Source organism: Leifsonia sp. AK011 (genome assembly GCF_013410945.1).
Classification (GTDB): Bacteria; Actinomycetota; Actinomycetes; order Actinomycetales; family Microbacteriaceae; genus Rhodoglobus.
Genome location: NZ_JACCCH010000001.1, coordinates 2,657,194 through 2,675,033 on the forward strand (window position 1 = coordinate 2,657,194; position 17,840 = coordinate 2,675,033).

At 67.7% G+C, this 17,840-nt stretch carries 15 protein-coding genes; 8 read left to right on the plus strand and 7 right to left on the minus strand.

The features are described from left to right. Window positions 1–441: 441 nt before the first annotated feature. The 3 genes from HDC94_RS12930 to HDC94_RS12940 are packed head-to-tail and all read right to left on the minus strand — an operon-like array spanning window position 442 to window position 8,086. Window positions 442–921: a hypothetical protein gene (locus HDC94_RS12930; protein WP_179498194.1), complete on the minus strand. Its 480-nt coding sequence runs from the start codon at window positions 919–921 to the stop codon at window positions 442–444. Next, on the minus strand, window positions 918–7,370 hold the full coding sequence (locus HDC94_RS12935) for a polymorphic toxin type 24 domain-containing protein (RefSeq protein ID WP_179498196.1): 6,453 nt from the start codon (window positions 7,368–7,370) through the stop codon (window positions 918–920). The genes HDC94_RS12930 and HDC94_RS12935 overlap by 4 nt, the downstream gene beginning before the upstream one ends. Further along, entirely contained in the window at window positions 7,367–8,086 is a 720-nt protein-coding gene (locus HDC94_RS12940) for a hypothetical protein (protein WP_179498198.1), read from the minus strand. Before HDC94_RS12940 ends, HDC94_RS12935 begins: the two co-directional genes overlap by 4 nt. Window positions 8,087–8,246: 160 nt before the next feature. Between HDC94_RS12940 and pucL the strand changes: the two genes are divergently transcribed. The 8 genes from pucL (at window position 8,247) to HDC94_RS12980 (ending at window position 14,138) form a co-directional block, all read left to right on the plus strand. Further along, window positions 8,247–9,140: a factor-independent urate hydroxylase gene (gene pucL, locus HDC94_RS12945; RefSeq protein ID WP_179498200.1), complete on the plus strand. Its 894-nt coding sequence runs from the start codon at window positions 8,247–8,249 to the stop codon at window positions 9,138–9,140. Further along, entirely contained in the window at window positions 9,137–9,613 is a 477-nt protein-coding gene (locus tag HDC94_RS12950; RefSeq protein ID WP_179498202.1) for a nucleoside deaminase, read from the plus strand. The genes pucL and HDC94_RS12950 overlap by 4 nt, the downstream gene beginning before the upstream one ends. 92 nt (window positions 9,614–9,705) lie before the next feature. Next, on the plus strand, window positions 9,706–10,203 hold the full coding sequence (locus HDC94_RS12955; protein ID WP_179498204.1) for a thioredoxin domain-containing protein: 498 nt from the start codon (window positions 9,706–9,708) through the stop codon (window positions 10,201–10,203). 6 nt (window positions 10,204–10,209) lie between these two features. Then, window positions 10,210–10,959: a cytochrome c biogenesis protein CcdA gene (locus HDC94_RS12960; RefSeq protein ID WP_179498206.1), complete on the plus strand. Its 750-nt coding sequence runs from the start codon at window positions 10,210–10,212 to the stop codon at window positions 10,957–10,959. Then, window positions 10,956–11,771: an MTAP family purine nucleoside phosphorylase gene (locus HDC94_RS12965; protein WP_179498208.1), complete on the plus strand. Its 816-nt coding sequence runs from the start codon at window positions 10,956–10,958 to the stop codon at window positions 11,769–11,771. The genes HDC94_RS12960 and HDC94_RS12965 overlap by 4 nt, the downstream gene beginning before the upstream one ends. After that, on the plus strand, window positions 11,768–12,811 hold the full coding sequence (locus HDC94_RS12970; protein WP_179498210.1) for an NAD-dependent epimerase/dehydratase family protein: 1,044 nt from the start codon (window positions 11,768–11,770) through the stop codon (window positions 12,809–12,811). Before HDC94_RS12965 ends, HDC94_RS12970 begins: the two co-directional genes overlap by 4 nt. Continuing rightward, window positions 12,808–13,506 (plus strand): glycosyltransferase family 2 protein, encoded by a 699-nt coding sequence (locus HDC94_RS12975; protein WP_179498212.1) that lies wholly within the window; start codon window positions 12,808–12,810, stop codon window positions 13,504–13,506. Before HDC94_RS12970 ends, HDC94_RS12975 begins: the two co-directional genes overlap by 4 nt. Then, complete coding sequence (locus HDC94_RS12980; RefSeq protein WP_179498214.1) at window positions 13,503–14,138, plus strand: DUF2064 domain-containing protein; 636 nt, start codon at window positions 13,503–13,505, stop codon at window positions 14,136–14,138. The genes HDC94_RS12975 and HDC94_RS12980 overlap by 4 nt, the downstream gene beginning before the upstream one ends. On the opposite strand, the gene HDC94_RS12985 is transcribed toward HDC94_RS12980, so the two are convergent. The 4 genes from HDC94_RS12985 to HDC94_RS13000 form a co-directional block, all read right to left on the minus strand. Further along, window positions 14,107–14,553: a hypothetical protein gene (locus tag HDC94_RS12985; RefSeq protein WP_179498215.1), complete on the minus strand. Its 447-nt coding sequence runs from the start codon at window positions 14,551–14,553 to the stop codon at window positions 14,107–14,109. The genes HDC94_RS12980 and HDC94_RS12985 overlap by 32 nt on opposite strands. After that, the gene (locus tag HDC94_RS12990; RefSeq protein ID WP_179498217.1) at window positions 14,550–15,836 is read right to left on the minus strand and encodes a molybdopterin-dependent oxidoreductase; all 1,287 of its coding nucleotides are present in this window, start codon (window positions 15,834–15,836) and stop codon (window positions 14,550–14,552) included. The genes HDC94_RS12985 and HDC94_RS12990 overlap by 4 nt, the downstream gene beginning before the upstream one ends. Window positions 15,837–15,916: 80 nt before the next feature. Next, a complete protein-coding gene (locus tag HDC94_RS12995; RefSeq protein ID WP_179498219.1) occupies window positions 15,917–17,071 on the minus strand; it encodes a sensor histidine kinase KdpD in 1,155 nt (384 codons plus the stop codon). Next, window positions 17,055–17,798 carry a response regulator transcription factor gene (locus tag HDC94_RS13000; RefSeq protein ID WP_179498221.1) on the minus strand — a complete coding sequence of 248 codons (744 nt, stop codon included), beginning with the start codon at window positions 17,796–17,798 and terminating at the stop codon, window positions 17,055–17,057. Before HDC94_RS13000 ends, HDC94_RS12995 begins: the two co-directional genes overlap by 17 nt. Between the last annotated feature and the right edge of the window lie 42 nt (window positions 17,799–17,840).

Consider the following 17,840-nt stretch of genomic DNA (forward strand, 5'->3'; position numbering starts at 1 on the left):
GGATCTTGCCCTTCATCTGCTTAGAGAACTGGCTTAGGGTCCCACCCTGGCTCGCAGAGCAAGTCGGGCACTGCGGCTGAACTGCGGTGAGTGATCTCATATTGTCAACGTCAATCGATCCGGTTCTGTAGTACTCAATCACAAGCGGTTCAACGTGATCCGCGACCTGCGTCGGCGTTACGACCCCGCAGTCAACACATGGCTGACCTTGGACCGCCTCGCATATGGGCTGCGGCGCGGTCGACAAATCCAACATCATTTCCTTCCTGCGATGAGGCGAGAGCCAGTCACTCAACGACGTGTCCATTCGCATGCCAACGGGCGATCCCCAGTGTCAAACGCGCCCAATCTCGCTTCCGGGTACGGAGTCACGAGCTCAGCCGCCCCTTTGTGCGGAGCCTTCCGACGGGACTTAGGCGCACATCTGTCACGGCGTGCACCTTAGGCGCGGGACATGGTTACTTCTGGCCCGTAGCTTCCGACAGACCAACGCACGCGTTGAGACCGGCCCGGGAAGTCGTCGCGCAGCTTTGACTCCCAACACTGGGCGATGATCGCTGCAGTTCCCTCCAGGCGGGCGAGCTCTGAATCATCGCCTTCAAACCAGTCCCACAGATGGATGTGATTGACCATCTCCTCGGCTCTGCGCACATCGCCCCCGAACTCTTCAACCCAGGCGTCCAGATTGCGGGACGCGAAGTCCGAAAGAACGATAGAGCCGCTAACCAGGGACCACCTGGGCCAGAAGAGACTCTCGAGCGCCTCTCGAGTCTCCTTCTTCATTCCCGAGATGCGCCCGGCCCGCCCGTCCACAGTCGCTAGGGCAAACTCCACGACCTCTTCAACAGACACATCGTAACGAAGGTAGACGTCGAGAGGCTTCATGCCGGAGAACTCTCCAACCTGCTCTGATTCGGTCACTGTGGAATCTCCCAAGGCTCTGCTGGACGAACGTCGTCGCCTGACTTCGTGACATAGGTTATTCCGGTCTCGGGGTTCGTGTGTCGCCCAAACTCTTGAACGTGTGGAGTCGGAATTCCATTGTGGGGAGCGCCAATGAGGTCGACTCTCTTGATGGGCAGACCGACGGAGTCATAAGTCTGGTAACTCGTCACCAGGCCGTCGCTCCCGGTCTTGTACAGCACAGTGTTCGGTGCTGCTTCTTTCGCGAACCGCATGCCAGTCACCTGCGTGGCGTTCGCGAGAGAAACCGGAGCGATCGAAGTGCCCGCACTACTTGCCGGTCGGGTGAAGGCGCTGCCGAGTGGTCGTAGTGCTGGTCCTGCGACGCCTCCGATGGCTCCGGTGGCCCCGCCAAGGACGGTTGCGTTGACGTAGCCGCTGGTGGTTTTCGGGCCGGTGGACCAGTTGTACGTCGCCAGCGCCCCGGCGGCACCACCAACACCGAGGGCGATCGCCACTGCGGCGACACCGCAACCACCGAGTGTGACGACGGTGCACGCGAGCAATCCGGCGATAGCTGCGGTGTACGCAAACCCCATCGCAACGCCACCGACAGCTGCCCATACGTTCTGGGCGTTGTCACGTTGCTGCTGTGTGATCACGCGCGGTGTGCATCCGGGCAGCTGCGCACGAGCACCGCACACGGGTGGATGCCTCGGCGGAGAGTACGAGTCACCCGCTGCTGTCCGGCAACCACGACCCACACATGGCGCAGAGCCCCCGCCACCGCCCGTGTAGCTGGTGTCGCAGGCCGCACTCCGGCACCCCCACGAACCACTCCCGGCTTTACCCCGAGCCAACGCATCCCGTTCCAACCGGTCGGCCGTGAGGAATCCGAACGCGTCCACGAACGTGGCAGGGTTGCCCTCCGTGTACCCGTAGCGGGCCTGCGAGGCCGGGTCGGTGAGGGTGCCCCGCCAGGTGTCCGGGGTCAACCAGGTGCTCGTGAACGTGTCAAACGTCCGAGCGAAGTACGACGAGTACCCCGTCGTCGTGCCCGACAGTTCACCGCTGAACCCGGTCACGGCAGCGAACCCGGTGGAGGCGTAGGTGGGGACCCCGTAGTCGGAGTAGTCCGCCAACCCATCCACACGACCGGAACTGTCGGTGGTCGCCACTGAGGACCCGAGACGATCCCCGAGGACCCAGGTCGGGTCATCCCCGCCCTGCAACGCGATAACACCGAGTGCGTCACGCACCAACGTGGACGTGCCACCCGCGGTGGAAGTCTGGGTGACCGGGGTCAGACCATCCCAGGAACGGGTGGTCGTGACATCCTGCGCCCACGACTCCTCAGTGACCGTGAGGTTGCGACCCAGACCGTCGTATCCGAACGTCGTCGTGTCATCCCCGGCGGTGACCGACGCGAGGCGACCCGTGGACGTGTAGGCGTAGGAAGTGGACTCCTCCCCATCCGGGCCCGACACGAACTGCGAAACCCGGTTACCGGCACCGTCATACGTGAACCCCACACTCGTGGCACCCTCTTCAGGGCGAGCCCTGTACTGACTCGTCACCTGCCCGGCCGCGTTGAACGCCGAATCGACGATCAACGGCTCACCCGTATCCGGAGCCTTCGGAGTGATCCACGCCGTGCGATTGCCCGCCTTATCGAAGCGGTACGTGTTGACGGTTCCGGTGGTGTCCCAGGATTGGGTCATCCGCCCGACACGGTCATACAGGTACCCGGTCGTCGTTGACCCCTGCGACCCGAGGGTCTCGACTTCCGAGGTGACGTTGCCGACACTGTCGTAGGCGTAGTCGTAGGTGATCGCCTCGCCCGCGGTGAACACCTCAGCAAGGTCCGGCAGGTCGCGGTCGGCGGCGTACTCGTCGGTCTTCTCGCAGCCCTCCTGCACACCCGCCGTCGGCAGCGAGCGGTCGGACAGGTAGGAGGTCACGGCGGTGTCGCCGACCGTCGCAGCAGATGCACACGTGACAGGCTTCGTCTCGGTGACCGCAGCCTCGAGCCACTGTGCACCCGAGGTGGCGGCGGGGCCGACGACCGGGGTCTGGTGGGCGATACGCGTGACCTGACCTGCGGCGTCGTAGCCGAACGTGGTCGTCACACCCGTGGAGCGGGACTGCTGGGTGAGGTTGCCGGCGGCATCCCACGCGTAACCGATCGAGGCGCCCGGCGAGGTCTGCTCGACCAGCTGGCCCGCCTTGTCGTAGCGGTACCCGAGCGACGTGCTCCCGACATCGAGGCGGGTGCGGTTTCCTGCGGCGTCGTACCCGTAGCCAAGCGTCGTACCCAGCGGGTCGGTCTGGGCCGTGAGGCGACCCGCCTTGTCGTAGGTCCAGCCCGTCGCGCCGAGAGCGTCGGTCATGACGATCGGGTTGCCAGCCTTGTCGTACTCGAAGCCGACCGTCGTGCCATCCGGGTAGGCGATACGCTCCACGAGGGACGTCGACGAGTACTGGGTGCGGGTGGTCGCCCCGTTGCCGTCGGTGGCTTCGACCGGGCGGCCAAGGGAGTCGTAGGCGGTGCGACTCGTGATGCCCAGCGGGTTGGTCTCCGCAACGGGCAGGCCGCGGGGGTCGTACTCCCACCGCGTGACCGCACCCACCGGGTTCGTCGTGGAGGCCAGCTGACCTGTCGGCGTGTAGGTGTAGCGGGTCGTGAGGTTCACGTCGGAGCCGGTCGCCGTCGTCGGGGTCTGCTTGTAGCCCTTGGTGACGGATGCCAGCTGCCCGAGCTTCGTGTACCGGTACGCCGTCACCGACCCGAGCGCGTCGGTCTCCTGCGTCACGCGGCCCGCACGGTCGTAGTCGTACGCGGTGACGGCACCGAGCGCGTCCGTCAGCGCGGTGACCCGGCCGACGGTGTCGTACGCGGTGCGTTCGGTCGCGCCGAGCGGGTTAGTGACAGCCGTCACGCGCCCCGCGAGATCGTAGGTGGCGGAGGTCACCGCGCCGAGAGGATCGGTGACCGTGACCGCTCGGCCCGCGGCATCCAGCCCGATGGTCGTGGTCGCGCCGACGGGATCGGTGGTGCTGATCGTGCGCGCCGCCGAGTCGTACGTGTAGCGCGTGACCGCGCCGAGCGGGTCGGTCTCCGACGTGACTCGCCCGAGCGCGTCGTAGGCCGTGCGCCAGGTCTGACCGCGCTGATCGATGACCGTCGTGCGGTTGCCCACCGAGTCGTAGCGGAACTGCTGGCGGGTACCTTCGGCATCCGTCACCGACGCGACGAGGTCGTTGAGCGTGTAGCGGTTCGTCGTGACGCCGCCCAGGGCATCCGTCACGGTCGCGAGTCTTCCAACCTGGTCGTAGGAGAACCGTGTGACAGCACCCGTGGGATCGGTCGCCACCGTGACCTGGCCTAGCGCGTCGTAGGCATATTTTGTGACGCCGCCGAGTGGGTCGGTCTCTGTGGTCAGGTTGCCGACGGCGTCGTAGGCGGTCTGCCAGGTGTTGCCCGCGGCATCAGTCGTTTCGATAACACGGCCCAGGGCATCGACTTCGAACTCGGTGCGCACCCCCAGCGGATCGACGGATGCCACGAGCGCGTCTTCCGCGTTGTACTCGAACCGCGTCACCCCGCCGTCGGCGGCCGTCACCGCGACGAGATGGACCATGTCGTCCCACTCGAATCGCGTCGTTGCCCCGAGCGGGTCGGTCACCGACGACACCTTGTCGAGGTGGTTGTAGGTGTACGTCGTCGTTGCGCCCGTGCCGTCGGTTGTCGACACGAGGTGGTCGAGGTCATCCCACGCGAAGCTCGTGACCGCACCCGTCGGGTCGGTCGTGGTGAGCACGCGGCCGGCTGCGTCGTACGTGTGTGAGGTGACCTGCCCCAGCGGGTCGGTCACCGAGAGCAGGTTGCCGACCGCGTCGTAGACGAAGGTCGTGACGTTCCCGGCCTGGTCGGTGACACTCGCGAGGTCACCGGCAGCGGTGTAGGTGAAGTTCACCGTCGAGCCGTCCGGGAGGTGCGCCGCGGTCGTCAGTCCCTGCGGAGTGACCTCGAACGTCGTCGTGCGGGCGGCGCCCGACGCGCCACCCTGGTCGGTGATGGAGGCGACCACACCGAGCGGGGTGTAGGTGTACGAGCGCACCGTGCCATCCGGGAGCGTCTCCCGGGTGACATTGCCGTTCTCGTCGTGTGCGAACTCGGTGGTCGCACCGTTCTCGTCGGTGTGGGCGACGGTGTTGCCCGCCTCGTCATACTCGAACCGTTCGACGCCGCCCTCCGCGTCGGTGATCGACGTGATGCGGGATGCCTCGTCCCACTCGAAGACCGTCTTCTCGCCCTCATTGTCGGTGTAGACGGTGCTGCCGCTCTCGAGGATGCCGCCCGTGTACTCGAACGTGCGGAGGTTGCCGTCGGCATCCCACTGCTTGGTGACGCGGCCCTGGTCGTCGAACTGGTTGCGGAGGTAGGTCACGCCCGCGACATCCGCCGCCGTGAGCATGCGGTGCTCGTCGTCGTAGGTGAAGGCGCGCGTGCCATCCGGCCCCGTGATCGACACGAGGTCGCCGCCCGTGCCGTACCCGAGAGTCCAGGCGCGTCCGTCGGGGTGAGTGAGGGTCTCGATCTGCCCCGCGGCGTTCTTCGTGATCGCGATCGTCTGCCCGGCGGTATCGGTGATCGACGTGAGCGGAACGAACCGGTCGTCCTCATCCGGTGGCCCGTAAGCGAGGTCGTAGCCGGTGCCGAGCGCGTCCCGGTATGAGACGAGCTCACCGATACCCTCGATGTCCGCCGCGTCGAAAACGCTCACCTCACCAGCGGGAGTCGCCAGCTGCAGCCGACCCATACCCGCCTCGACGAGCGTGTCGTGCACGTCGGGGTCGGTCACGTAGCCGCCCGCGCCATCCGGTTCGAAGACGACGGATGCCCCGTCCCCCCGCACCACGAGCACCGAACCGTCATCGAAGCGCTGCGCCCTGGCCCCGAGCCCGAAGGACCAGCCGGTGCCCACGCGGGACTCCCGGCCATCCTGAGAGTTGTAGATCAGCGTGAGGTCGAGGTCGGTGTTGCCCGGACCCGCGAGAGTGAAGAGCGGTTCATCCTCGAGCAGGTTGCCGGTCGACATCGACACCGGGTCGCCCATGAAGGTCTGGTGGTAGTGGTAGCCGAGCTGCTTCCACGAGGCGAGAGTCGCCGCCGAGGGCTTCGCCGGCCAACCGCCTGTCGCCGGGTCGGTGCAATCCGCACCAAGTGATTCGGCGTACATACCCAGCGACGTCGCCATGCCGGCGACGATGTAGTCGAACCCGGCATCGATGACGGCACGGTCCTGCGAGTGATCCATGAAGAGGGTCTCGACCTGCACCACGGCGCCGGGGAGGCCGTCGAACGCATCGTTCGGGTACGCCGGGTTTGACATCTGGTGTGCAGGGCGTCCCGTGTAGCCGGGCATCGTATTGGCGACCGACCAGGCCAGTGCATCGTCGGCGGCTCCCCCGCGGGAGTAGACCTGGGTGCCGCCGTCCTCATCGCCGTCCCACTCGTAGCCGAACAGCGCGTTGAAGGCGATGGTGACGGTGAGGTCGGGATTGTGCGACGCCGCGAGCGCGGCCCTCGTCTCCGCGGAGAGGAAGTCCGGCGACGCCACGGGCCGCGTGACCGCGACATCCGCGAGGCAGATCTCCGTGAGCTTCGCCGCGAGATCGTTCGCGAGGCGCACGTTGAGCGGCAACTCCTCCGCCGGACCGTTCGGCCCCACGGTGTGCCCCACGTTGTCGTCCGGATCGAGCACGATGCGCGGCCCGGGCGGTGGCACGAACGGCGTGCCGATCACCGCGAACTGCGACAGGTGGTCGATCTCGCCCTTCACCGAACTCGTCGTCTCGTCGTAGTACGACGGCACCTCGAGCCACGGGTCGCCCGGCTGCTCACGCGTGACGATGCGCAGGCTCGCCGGGTCCAGGCCCTCGAGTTTGTCGACAGCGATGTCGAGAGCGATTCCGGGAGTCACCTCGGTGACGATGGGCTGCGCTGCATCCGGGTCATCGAAGGTCGGCTCCGCAGGGAACTCCGTGACATCCTCCCCACTGGCCGTCGTCGCGGTGACCTCGAATGGTTCGGCCACAACCTGCGCGGCCAACTCCGACTCAGCGGATGCCACGACCTCCTCGGGCAGCGGGCTCGCCTCGATCGTCAGCTGCTCGTCGACCTGGAAACCCGAGAACTCGACGGTGGCACCCAGCTCGGGTGCCGCCACCGTGACGGGTGTGCCCGGATCCAGCGTTGCCTCGGCGACCGGTTCCTCCGGTGCGGGCTCTTCCTCGGCATCCACCGTCTCCCACTCGGCGGCCGCCCTGGCCTGCGCGATGGTGCGATCGCGGAGCATCCAGGCCAGACGCTCGGCATCGGATGCCCAGGCTGGAGTGGCTCCCAGGCCGACAACGATCGCGGCTATCGCAGTGACGGCGATCGCCGCGCGCCCGAGCCTCACTGGTTCAGGCCCAGCAGCTCGGCGGAGTCCTCGATGGGCTCGTCCTCGGCCTGGCGGCGGCGCATCGCGGCGATGAAGAACCCGAGGCCGATCGCGAAGAGGCCGATCGCCGGAATCAAGGGCCACCACATGATCACGTCTCGCTCGGTCACCTCACGAACGGTCGTGGTGACGCGATCGGGCTTCTCCTCGACCGTGAGGCTGCTGGCCGTCGTGACGTCAAACTTCACCACACACGCGGCGAGTTGCCAGGCATCCGAGATCCCATCGGCGTCGAAATCCTCGGTACCGTCGGCGCATCCTCGATTGCCGCAGATGACGAACTCGACCCAGTCGCCAATGCCGTCGCCATCGCTGTCCTCGCGACCCGTCGAACAGGGTGCCTCGCCGCACACGTAGATCTCCGCGAAGTCCGGGATGCCGTCGCGATCGGTGTCCCGCGCCGGGTCTGCACAGGTTGCCTCGCCACAGACGACGAACTCGCTCGTGTCCGGGATGCCGTCGGAGTCTTTGTCCTCGCGGCCGGTCGCGCACGTCGCCGTGCCGCAGACCTTCTTCTCGAGGCTGTCACTGAAACCATCCCGATCGGAGTCACACGGTGCCGAGGATACGAGCTCCGAGCACACCGGTTCCGCCGCCGTCGCGGCAGAGCCCCCTGCCGTCATCGGCAGAACAGCCGCAATGAGTACCAGTGTCAGCATCCACAGGATCCGCATCCCACACCTCTCGTCAGGGCGCTGGGATGCGGCTCCCGGCAACTCACATGAGAGGGAGCCCGAGTCGTCTCATGACGCGAAAACACTGAAATCGACTCGCTTGTCCGCCTTAAGGGGGACCGGTAACACCGTCGTCACATGGGACTGCGAGAATCCGGGGATGGGAATCATCCTCGGCGGCAACCAGTACGGCAAGGCGGAGAACCGCATCGTTCGGTTCGTGCGCGATACCCCTCGCCATGAGATCCGCGACATCAACGTGACAACCGCGCTGCGCGGTCCGTTCGAGCCCGCATACCTCGTGGGCGATCAGACCAACGTGCTGCCCACCGACACACAGAAGAACACGGCTTACGCCTATGCGAAGACGGTCGGGGTCGAGTCGATCGAGGCCTACGGGCTCGCGCTCGCTCGCCACTTCGTCGGTGACATCGAACCCGTCGAGGGTGCACGAATCGAGATCGAGCAGTACGACTGGGATCGTGTGCTCGTGGACGGCACCGAGCACGATCACGCGTGGATCCGCAAGGGCCAGGAGGTGCGCACCGCCGCCATCACTGTGGATGCGACGGGCGAGTACGTCATCGGGGGCTTCAAGGACCTCGTCATCCTCAAGTCCACCGGTTCCGAGTTCGCGGACTTCCTCGAGGACGAGTTCACGACACTCGAGCCGACGCACGACCGGGTGATGGCGACATCCCTCGTGGCGAAGTGGCGCTTCGGTGGCGAGCCAGCCGACTGGAACGCGGCCTACGCGACGATCAAGCAGGTGATGGTCGAACAGTTCGCGACCCTGCAGTCGCTCGCCCTGCAGCAGACACTGTGGCACATGGGCAAGGCCGCGATCGAAGCGGTGCCGGAGCTCGTCGAGGTGCGGCTGAAGGCGCCGAACAAGCACCACTTCCTGTACGACCTGCAGCGCTTCGGCATCGCGAACAACGGTGAGGTCTTCCACGCGGACGACCGCCCGTACGGCCTCATCGAAGCGACCGTGACGACGGATGACGCGCCCCCCGCCGGCGACGCCTGGCACTTCTCGGCGGGGCTCGCGTGAGCACCAGCACCGACTCGGACTGGATCGCGCGCACCATCGAGCTCGCGGTCGAGAACGTGGCCAACGGTGGCGGCCCGTTCGGCGCGCTCATCGTGCGCGACGGCGCGCTGCTTGCGGAGGGCCAGAACCGGGTGACCGCGAACCTCGACCCCACCGCGCACGCGGAGGTGGTCGCCATCCGCGCCGCGTGCCAGGCCGTCGGCGACTTCTCACTCGCGGGTGCCACGCTCTACACCTCGTGCGAGCCCTGCCCGCTGTGCCTCTCGGCAGCTCTCTGGGCGCGCGTCGACCGCGTGGTCTTCGCCGCCGACCGGGATGACGCGGCCAGAGGCGGCTTCGATGACCGCGAGTTCTACGAGCTCTTCGCACGCCCCCGCTCGGAGTGGGATGTCACGATCGACGCCGCGCGCCCGGCGAACGCGGCAGCGCCCTTCGACGCCTGGCTCGCCCACGAGGAGCGCACGGACTACTGACCCGTCTCTCCCCCAGGGGCAAGGGCTTACAAAGCCGTGACAGGTGCCCGGTCAGGACCCGCCGAGCGGGCGACGGATGCGACGCTGGGAGCATGAACAGACGCGTCGTGATCATTATCGCCGTGCTCGCCGTCGTGATCGTGGGAGCCGTGGTCGCCCTCGCCGTCTCGCGCACACCGGTGGCGCAGGAGGCCGCACCGACGCCCACGGCATCGACGCCGGCACCTCCCGAATCAGAGCCTGGTGAACCGACCGCGCCCGCCGAGACCCAGCCGACCGCGAGCGCCGGTGAGTATGTCGACTACTCCGAAACCGCGATCGCGAATGCGGCAGGCACTCCCATCCTGTTCTTCCACGCTCCGTGGTGCATCCAGTGCAAGACGGTCGAGGAGGACATCCTCCACAACGGTCTGCCCGACGGCGTGACCGTCATCAAGGTCGACTACGACAGCAACCAGGAGTTGCGCCAGAAGTACGGTGTGACCCTCCAGACGACCTTCGTGCGCGTGGACGCCTCGGGCGAGAAGGTCGAGAGCTTCGTGGCCTACGACGACCCGCGCGTGCAGGCCGTCACCGACGCCCTCCTGTAGGCGGCCGTGCCCACCCTTCTTCTCGTCTCGTTCGTCGCCGGAGTACTCACGGTCGCAGCCCCGTGCGTGCTGCCCCTGCTGCCTGTCATCGTCGGCGGCTCGATCGTGCGCACGGATGCCTCGTCCGAGGTCGCACAGCGCCAGTGGTTCAGGCCCCTCGTCATCGCTGCGAGCCTCGCGGTCTCGGTCATCGTCTTCACGCTCCTGCTCAAGGCAACGACGAGCCTGCTCGGCGTTCCCCAGCAGGTGTGGCAGATTCTCGCGGGGACGATCGTCGTCGCCTTCGGCCTCACCCTTCTCTTCCCGCAGGCCTGGGAGCGCATCATGACCGCGACCGGCCTGCAGCGCCGGGCCAACGAGGCGATGGACCGCTCCTACCGTCGTGGGGGCATAGCCGGTGACATCCTTCTGGGTGCCTCGCTCGGCCCCACGTTCAGCAGTTGCTCCCCCACGTACGCGCTCATCATCGCGACCGTGCTCCCCGCGTCGTTTGCCGAGGGTCTGCTCTACATCGTCGCGTACGCCGTGGGGCTCGCCGGGGCCCTCCTGCTTGTCGCCTTCCTCGGTCAGGCCTTCGCCCGCAAACTCGGCTGGCTCTCGGCTCCGCGCGGCTGGTTCCGCGTCACCATCGGTGTGCTCATGGTCGTCGTGGGACTCGCCGTTGCCCTGGGCATTGACAAGGTCGTTCAAGCCTTCGTGATCGAGCAGGGCTGGTACGACCCGATCGCGCACCTCGAGGAAGGACTCACCGGATGACACGCACTCCCACTCACGGCGGACCTGCACCGCTCGGCATCATCGGCGGCTCGGGGCTCTACAGCCTCTTCGACCCGGACGCCTCGCTCACCCGTGTCACCGATACCCCCTACGGCCAGGCAACGCTCACCTTCGGCACGCTCGCCGGGCGCGACGCCGTCTTCCTTCCGCGCCATGGGGCCGGTCACACCGTGCCACCCCATCGCATCAACTTTCGCGCCAACGTGTGGGCACTCGCCTCGGTGGGGGTGCGGGCGATCGTCTCGACGGCGGCCGTGGGCGCCGTGAGCCCCGACTACCCCATCGATTCACTCGCCCTCGTCGACCAGTACCTCGATCGCACCTACGGTCGCGCAGACACCTTCTTCGACGGCGATCACGTGCAGCACCTGCCGTCGGCCGATCCGTTCTGTCCCGTACTGAGGAAGGTCGCGATCGCCTCCCTCGGGCCTGAGGTGCGCCCGACGGCAACGGTCGCGGTCATCCAGGGGCCGCGGTTCTCCACACGTGCGGAGTCGCTGTGGTTCCGAGAGGCTGGTGCCCATCTCGTGAATATGACGCTCTACCCCGAGGTACCTCTTGCGGCAGAACTCGGCATGGGCACGGTGACGCTCGTCTACGTGACCGACAACGACGCGACGCCCGGCGACACGGTGACGGCGGATGCCGTGCTTTCCCGTCTGCGGGCGGCCCAGCCGCGCATTATCGGTGCGATCGAGAGCATCGCGGCGGCCATCCCCGCGGACTACGCCGGACGCGAGCTCATCGACCGCGCGGAGATCGACCTCGTGCTCGCCGGCAGGGCCGCGTGAGAATCCTCGTCACGGGCGGCGCCGGCTTCATCGGGAGCCAGATCGTCGAGGCGGCGCGCTCCCGTGGCGACGAGGTCGTCGTGCTTGATTCCCTGCGCCCCGACGTTCACGGGCCCTCCGCGAGCATCGGGAGCGGCATCCGAGCGGATGTTCGTGACACCTCCGCGCTGGCCGACGCGCTGCGCGGGGTCGACGTCGTGTGCCACCAGGCCGCGAAGGTCGGCCTCGGCGTCGACTTCTCGGACGCCCCCGACTACGTCTCGTCGAATGACCTCGGCACCGCGACCCTGCTGGCGGCGATGGCCGGTTCATCCGTGCGGCGGCTGGTGCTCGCGAGCTCCATGGTCGTCTACGGCGAGGGCGCCTACGGCTCACCGAGCGGCCCGGTGCGACCGAGTCCGCGCCTGCTCGCCGACCTCGAAGCGGGCCGCTTCGACCCTCTCGATGCCGACGGCACGCCCCTCGTGCCCGAGCTCATCGACGAGAACTTCCCGCTCGACCCGCGCAACGTCTACGCTGCGACCAAGCTCGCCCAGGAGCACCTCGCGAGCGCGTGGGCGCGCTCGACGGGTGGCGTCGTGATCGCCCTGCGGTACCACAACGTGTACGGGCCGGGGATGCCCAGCAACACCCCGTACGCCGGAGTGGCGTCGCTCTTCCGCAGCGCCGTTGAGCGCGGCGAGGCCCCGCGGGTGTTCGAGGACGGCCGCCAGCGCCGGGACTTCGTGCACGTCCGGGACGTGGCATCCGCGAACCTCGCAGCTATCGACGCGGCCATGACCGCGGGGCCTGGGCACAGCCGAGCCTTCAACGTCGCGAGCGGCGAGGTGCACACGATCCACGATCTCGCGAGTGCGATCACCGCTCACGCACACGGTGTGGCACCGGTCGTGACGGGCGAGTTCCGCCTCGGCGACGTGCGCCACATCACGGCCTCTTCGGCTCGACTTCGCGCCGAGCTGGGCTGGCGTCCGACGGTGACCTTCGAGGAGGGTATGCGAGAGTTCGCGACCGCTCTCCTGCGCGAGGCCGTCGCATGACCGAGGTCGACGTGATCTTGCCCAGCCTCAACGAGGAGCAGGCGCTTCCCTGGGTGCTCTCGCGCCTTCCCGACCGCTATCGGGCGATCGTCGTCGACAACGGTTCTACGGATGCCACGGCCGCCGTCGCACGCGAGCACGGCGCCCTCGTGGTCGCCGAGCCCCGCCGGGGCTTCGGCGCGGCCGTGCATGCCGGAGTGCTGGCGGCATCGGCTCCCGTCCTCGCGGTCTGCGATGCCGACGCCTCCCTCGACCCCGCCGACCTGCCGACGGTGGCCGACCCGATACTCGAGGGTCGCGCCGATCTCGTGCTCGGCCGTCGTCGCGCGACCTCCGGCGGAGCGTGGCCGTGGCATGCGCGCCTGGCCAATGGCGTGCTGGCCGGGCTCATCCGGGCTCGCACGGGGCTCGCTCTTCACGACCTCGGCCCCATGAGGGCCGCTCGCCGGGCGGACATCGTCGCACTCGACCTGCAGGATCGCCGGAGCGGCTATCCGCTCGAGATGCTGCTGCGCGCCCACGAGGCGCACTGGCGTGTGCGCGAGGTGCCCGTGCCCTACTCGCCGCGTGTTGGACGATCGAAGGTGACGGGAACCGTACGTGGAACGCTCACGGCGATCTCGGACATGTCGAGGCTGCTTGCCGCACCGACGGAGCCTTCCGAGGTCGACGCACATCGTCGGGAGGCATCGTGACGGCGCTCGTACTCATCGCCAAGGAGCCGCTCCCGGGTCGGGTGAAGACGAGGCTGCACCCACCGCTCAGCCTCGAGGACGCGGCCAGCCTCGCAGCCGCGAGCATCGACGACACCGCTGCCACGATGATGCAGTCGGCCGCGACTCGACGCATTCTCTACTACTCGGGGTCGCGGGTTCCCGCGAGCGCGCGAGACCTCGAGCTCCTCCCCCAGTCCGACGGAGAACTCGACGAGCGCCTTGCCACGCTGTTCGACAAGCTCGACGAGCCGACACTGCTCATCGGTATGGACACCCCGCAGGTGACGACCGCGCACATCCAGCCTGCGCTCGAGGGCCTGGCTCGTGACGATGGTCCCGCGGCGTGGTTCGGGCCCGCGGAGGACGGCGGGTTCTGGGCGCTCGGCCTGCGCCGGCCGCGCGGCGACCTCGTGCGTGGCATCCCCATGTCCCGGTCCGACACGGGTGCGCTGCAGCGCGAGCGGCTCGTCGCTGCGGGACTCGAGATCGGACTCCTGCCGCCCCTCCGCGATGTCGACACGGTCGAGGATGCCAGGGCCGTCGCCGAACTCGCCCCCGACACCTCCTTCGCGCGGCAGTTCACGGAGCTTTCGTCGACGCTCGCTCTCTGAACCGACCCATGATCACGATTCCGGCCGACGTCGCGGCCGCGAGCGCAACGAGCGCTGCAAGGAAGCCGAGGAGGTTGCGCACGTAGTCGAGCGGGAGCACGCTCGAGTTGGCCGTGCCGAACGCCTGCCCGATGATCTCCGGAACGACGAGAGCGATGACGATCGCCGCGATCACCGCGGCCCCCTGGATGACGAGCACGACCGCGAAGGGGATCCTGCGCGACGCGCGACGCGCGAGAATCGAGACACCGAGCACCCCGACGGCGATGACGCCATCGTGGATCACCAGCGCGGCGATGAGCCACAGCGCGATGCTGGCGTACCAGCTGGGCCGCAGCTCCGTGAGAGCCAGCACGGCACCGATTGCGAGCACCACGATTCCCGCGGCGGCGAGCGCCATCCGCGCCGTCCTCATACGATCACCTCGAGAACACTCAGCCACTTGGTCTGCAGCACACCCGGCCGGGCCGGCGCGATCAGGCGGGCAGGGAAGCCGTGGTCGAGATGCAGTGGTTCCCCCTCGAGGTCGAGGGCGACGAGGGTGAGCTCGTCGCGGGCGAACTCAGGCGAGAGCGTGCTGTGGCCGTACCTGCTGTTGGTCTGCAGGCTCACGACGCGAACGGATGCGTCGTGAGGCGCGTCGACGGCGTCGAGCAGGTCGCGAACGCGTGGGCCGCGCCACGTGGCATCCTGGCTCCACCCCTCGACGCACGCGATCGGCAGGCGCGCCTCGGTGAGCGGGAGGGCACGCAGATCCGCGAGGCTGAAGACCGCGCTCCTCTCGCCGTGGACGACCGTGAGCGCCCAGTCGGCGGATGTCGCGGCCTCCACCACGTCCGCGGCCCGAGCCGTGCGGTTCACCGGAAGCCCCTGAGGCCCCACGCCCATGGCCCGCGGAGCGAACAGGTTGAGCCCCGCGAGCGCACGCGTCGACTGGCCCGCCGTGAAGGCCACGACTGTCGCGGTCGCAAGCGTGACCGTCGCGAGGAAGCCGCGCCTGCTGACGGCAGCACGCGCGTCCGGCTCCGCGATGGGCTCTTCGCGGTCGATCCACGCGAAGAGCCGACCGGTCAGGCCCCCGTCCATTCGTCGACCCGTGACACGGCGAAGCTCGTCAGGGACGTCGCGCACCGCGTCCGGATCGGGTGCTGGCGTGGCATCCGACGCGCGCCAGTGGGCCGCGATCACGGGAAGCTTGACCGCGAGGTGCACGAGGAGCGACCCGATGATGACGAACGAGAGCACCCAGTGCGTTGTACGGAACGAGAACGGGAAGAACCGGTACAGCTGGTAGGTGTTGAGCAGGCCGATGGTGACCTGCACGAGCGAAGCCGAGACGAGCAGCGCGATCGAGGCGCGCTCGAGGAGGTTCGCCAACGACGTCACTGGCGGGTAGGTGAACAGCCTCGGGAATACCGTGTAGAGCTTGGCGAGCAGCAGGGGTATGCAGGCGATTCCCGCCGTCACGTGGATGCCCTGCGTCAGCTGGTAGATCCAGACGGGCCTCGTAAGGAATGCCATGCCCGGCAGCGGCTCCTGGAGGAAGTGACTGTAGAGGCCGGTTGCGAAGCACAGCAGGAAGGCGATACCGAGCACGCGGCCCACAACGACGGTCGTGCGGGGCCGACGCGACGGCGCGATGAGCGCGTGACGCAGCTCATGGAGCACACGCTGCGTGCGCTCAGCGATCAGGAGCATGCCGAACCTCTGGTCATGTCGTCACTGTAGGTTCGGCACACCCCCGCTGTCCGGCCGAGACGGTGACGGGGTGGTGACAGTTATGCGGCGACGGCGTCGTGGCGGGGAAGGCGCACGTCGAAGCGGCAACCCCCCGGCACGTTGCACACCGTGATGGCGCCATCGTGTGCCTCGACGATGCCCTGCACGATCGCGAGTCCGAGCCCTGCGCCTGCCGAGCGGCCCCACAGTTCGGAGGGTGTCCGCGAGGTCGTGGCGCGCCATCCCGCCTGGAACACCTTCGAGAGATCGGCCTCGGCGATGCCACCACCGGCGTCCTCGACTGCGAGCACGACGTCGTCTTCCTCGCCGTGCCGGGTGGTCACGAGGATTCGGCTCGACGGTGGCGAGTGCTGGATCGCGTTCATGAGCAGGTTGCCGACGACACGCGTGAGTTCCTGTGGGTCGCCCATGACGAGGAAGTCGCCGCGCTCCGGCGCAACGAGCTCGACCTGCCGCGCTGCCGCGATGGGGGCGAGCTCGGCGACCGCATCGCTCGCAAGGTCGTAGAGCGACACCGGTCCGCGATTCAGGGTGAGCGTCCCCGACGTGATCTTCGAAAGTTCGAAGAGGTCGTCGACCATGGCGGAGAGCCGGTCGACCTGCACGCGGATCTGGCGGTGGAAGCGCACGGGATCGTCGGCGAGGTCATCCTCCAACGCCTCCGCCATGGCACGAAGACCGGCAAGCGGCGTGCGCAGGTCGTGCGAGATCCACGCGACGAGTTCCCGACGGGATGCCTCGGCCGCTTCGACCTGCTCCCGAGCCAGTGCCAGCCGCTCCCCCGTTGCCGCGAGTTCCGCCGAGAGGGCAGCGAGCTCGCTGCTCTCCCGTTCCGTGACGTCGGGCGAGATGCGCTGGCCCTGCCCGAGCGCTGCGGCGAGCATCCGCACCCGTTCGCTGCGCCGGGCAAAGGCTCGACCCAGCACAACGGCGAGGCCGAGGGTCACAACCGCCGAGGATGCGGCGACGGCGAACGTGACGACGAGGTCATGCTCGGAGACATACATGTACTGCGCCGTCGCGATCATGCCGAGAGTTACGGAGAGGATCGCCGCGGCGACGATGACCGAGAGGTGCACGTACATCGAGGCTCGCCGCACGAGGCGCAGCACGACGATCGCAAGCATGGCCACGACAAGTGAGCACAGCAGTGCGATCCCGGCGATGATGCCGATGTCAGCGAGGGAGAGCATCGCTCCCCGCAAGGTCGAGGCGGTAGCCGACGCCCCAGACGGTCACGAGCGCTGTCGGCTCGGTCGGATCATCCTCGATCTTCTCCCGCACGCGGCGCACCGTTACGGTGACGGTCGAGAGATCTCCGATGTCCCAGTTCCACACGGACTTGAGCAATTGCTCGCGACTGAACGCCTGGCGGGGATGCTTCAGCAGGAAGGCGAACAGGTCGAACTCCCGAGCGGACAACGCGATCTCCTGGTCGTTCTTGCGGAGGATGCGGGCGGCAGGATCGATCCAGAAATCGCCGAGGGTGAAGGCGGACTCCGGGGTCAGTTCGGTGACACTGCGCCGCAGAATGGACTTGACGCGCAGCACCAGTTCTCGCGGCGAGAACGGCTTGGTGAGGTAGTCGTCTGCTCCGACCTCGAGCCCGCTGATGCGATCCTCGGTCGATCCGAGGGCCGTGAGCATGATGATGGGAACCTGAAGGGTGCGTCGGATCCTCTGGCACACCTCCGCGCCGTCGATACCGGGGAGCATGCGGTCGAGCACGATGAGGTCCGGACGTTCCCGTTCCACGGCATCAAGCGCGGCGAATCCGTCGGGCGCCGAGGTGACGACGAATCCTGCGGCCTTGAGATAGTTGCACGCGACCTCACGCACGGTCGGGTCATCCTCAACGACGAGCACGCGTCGGTCGGCAAGCACGTCGCGGCGCGCGGCAATCGAGGTGGTGGAGCCCATGCACACAGGATAGGTTCGTGCGCTGCGATCCGACAGGCGCCG

Bases quoted from the DNA above. Each gene is read 5' to 3' on its own strand.
- HDC94_RS12940 (WP_179498198.1), bottom strand. From the start codon at position 8,086: ATGCGGATCCTGTGGATGCTGACACTGGTACTCATTGCGGCTGTTCTG.
- pucL (WP_179498200.1), top strand. From the start codon at position 8,247: ATGGGAATCATCCTCGGCGGCAACCAGTACGGCAAGGCGGAGAACCGC.
- HDC94_RS12955 (WP_179498204.1), top strand. From the start codon at position 9,706: ATGAACAGACGCGTCGTGATCATTATCGCCGTGCTCGCCGTCGTGATC.
- HDC94_RS12965 (WP_179498208.1), top strand. From the start codon at position 10,956: ATGACACGCACTCCCACTCACGGCGGACCTGCACCGCTCGGCATCATC.
- HDC94_RS12975 (WP_179498212.1), top strand. From the start codon at position 12,808: ATGACCGAGGTCGACGTGATCTTGCCCAGCCTCAACGAGGAGCAGGCG.
- HDC94_RS12985 (WP_179498215.1), bottom strand. From the start codon at position 14,553: ATGAGGACGGCGCGGATGGCGCTCGCCGCCGCGGGAATCGTGGTGCTC.
- HDC94_RS12990 (WP_179498217.1), bottom strand. From the start codon at position 15,836: ATGCTCCTGATCGCTGAGCGCACGCAGCGTGTGCTCCATGAGCTGCGT.
- HDC94_RS12995 (WP_179498219.1), bottom strand. From the start codon at position 17,071: ATGCTCTCCCTCGCTGACATCGGCATCATCGCCGGGATCGCACTGCTG.
- HDC94_RS13000 (WP_179498221.1), bottom strand. From the start codon at position 17,798: ATGGGCTCCACCACCTCGATTGCCGCGCGCCGCGACGTGCTTGCCGAC.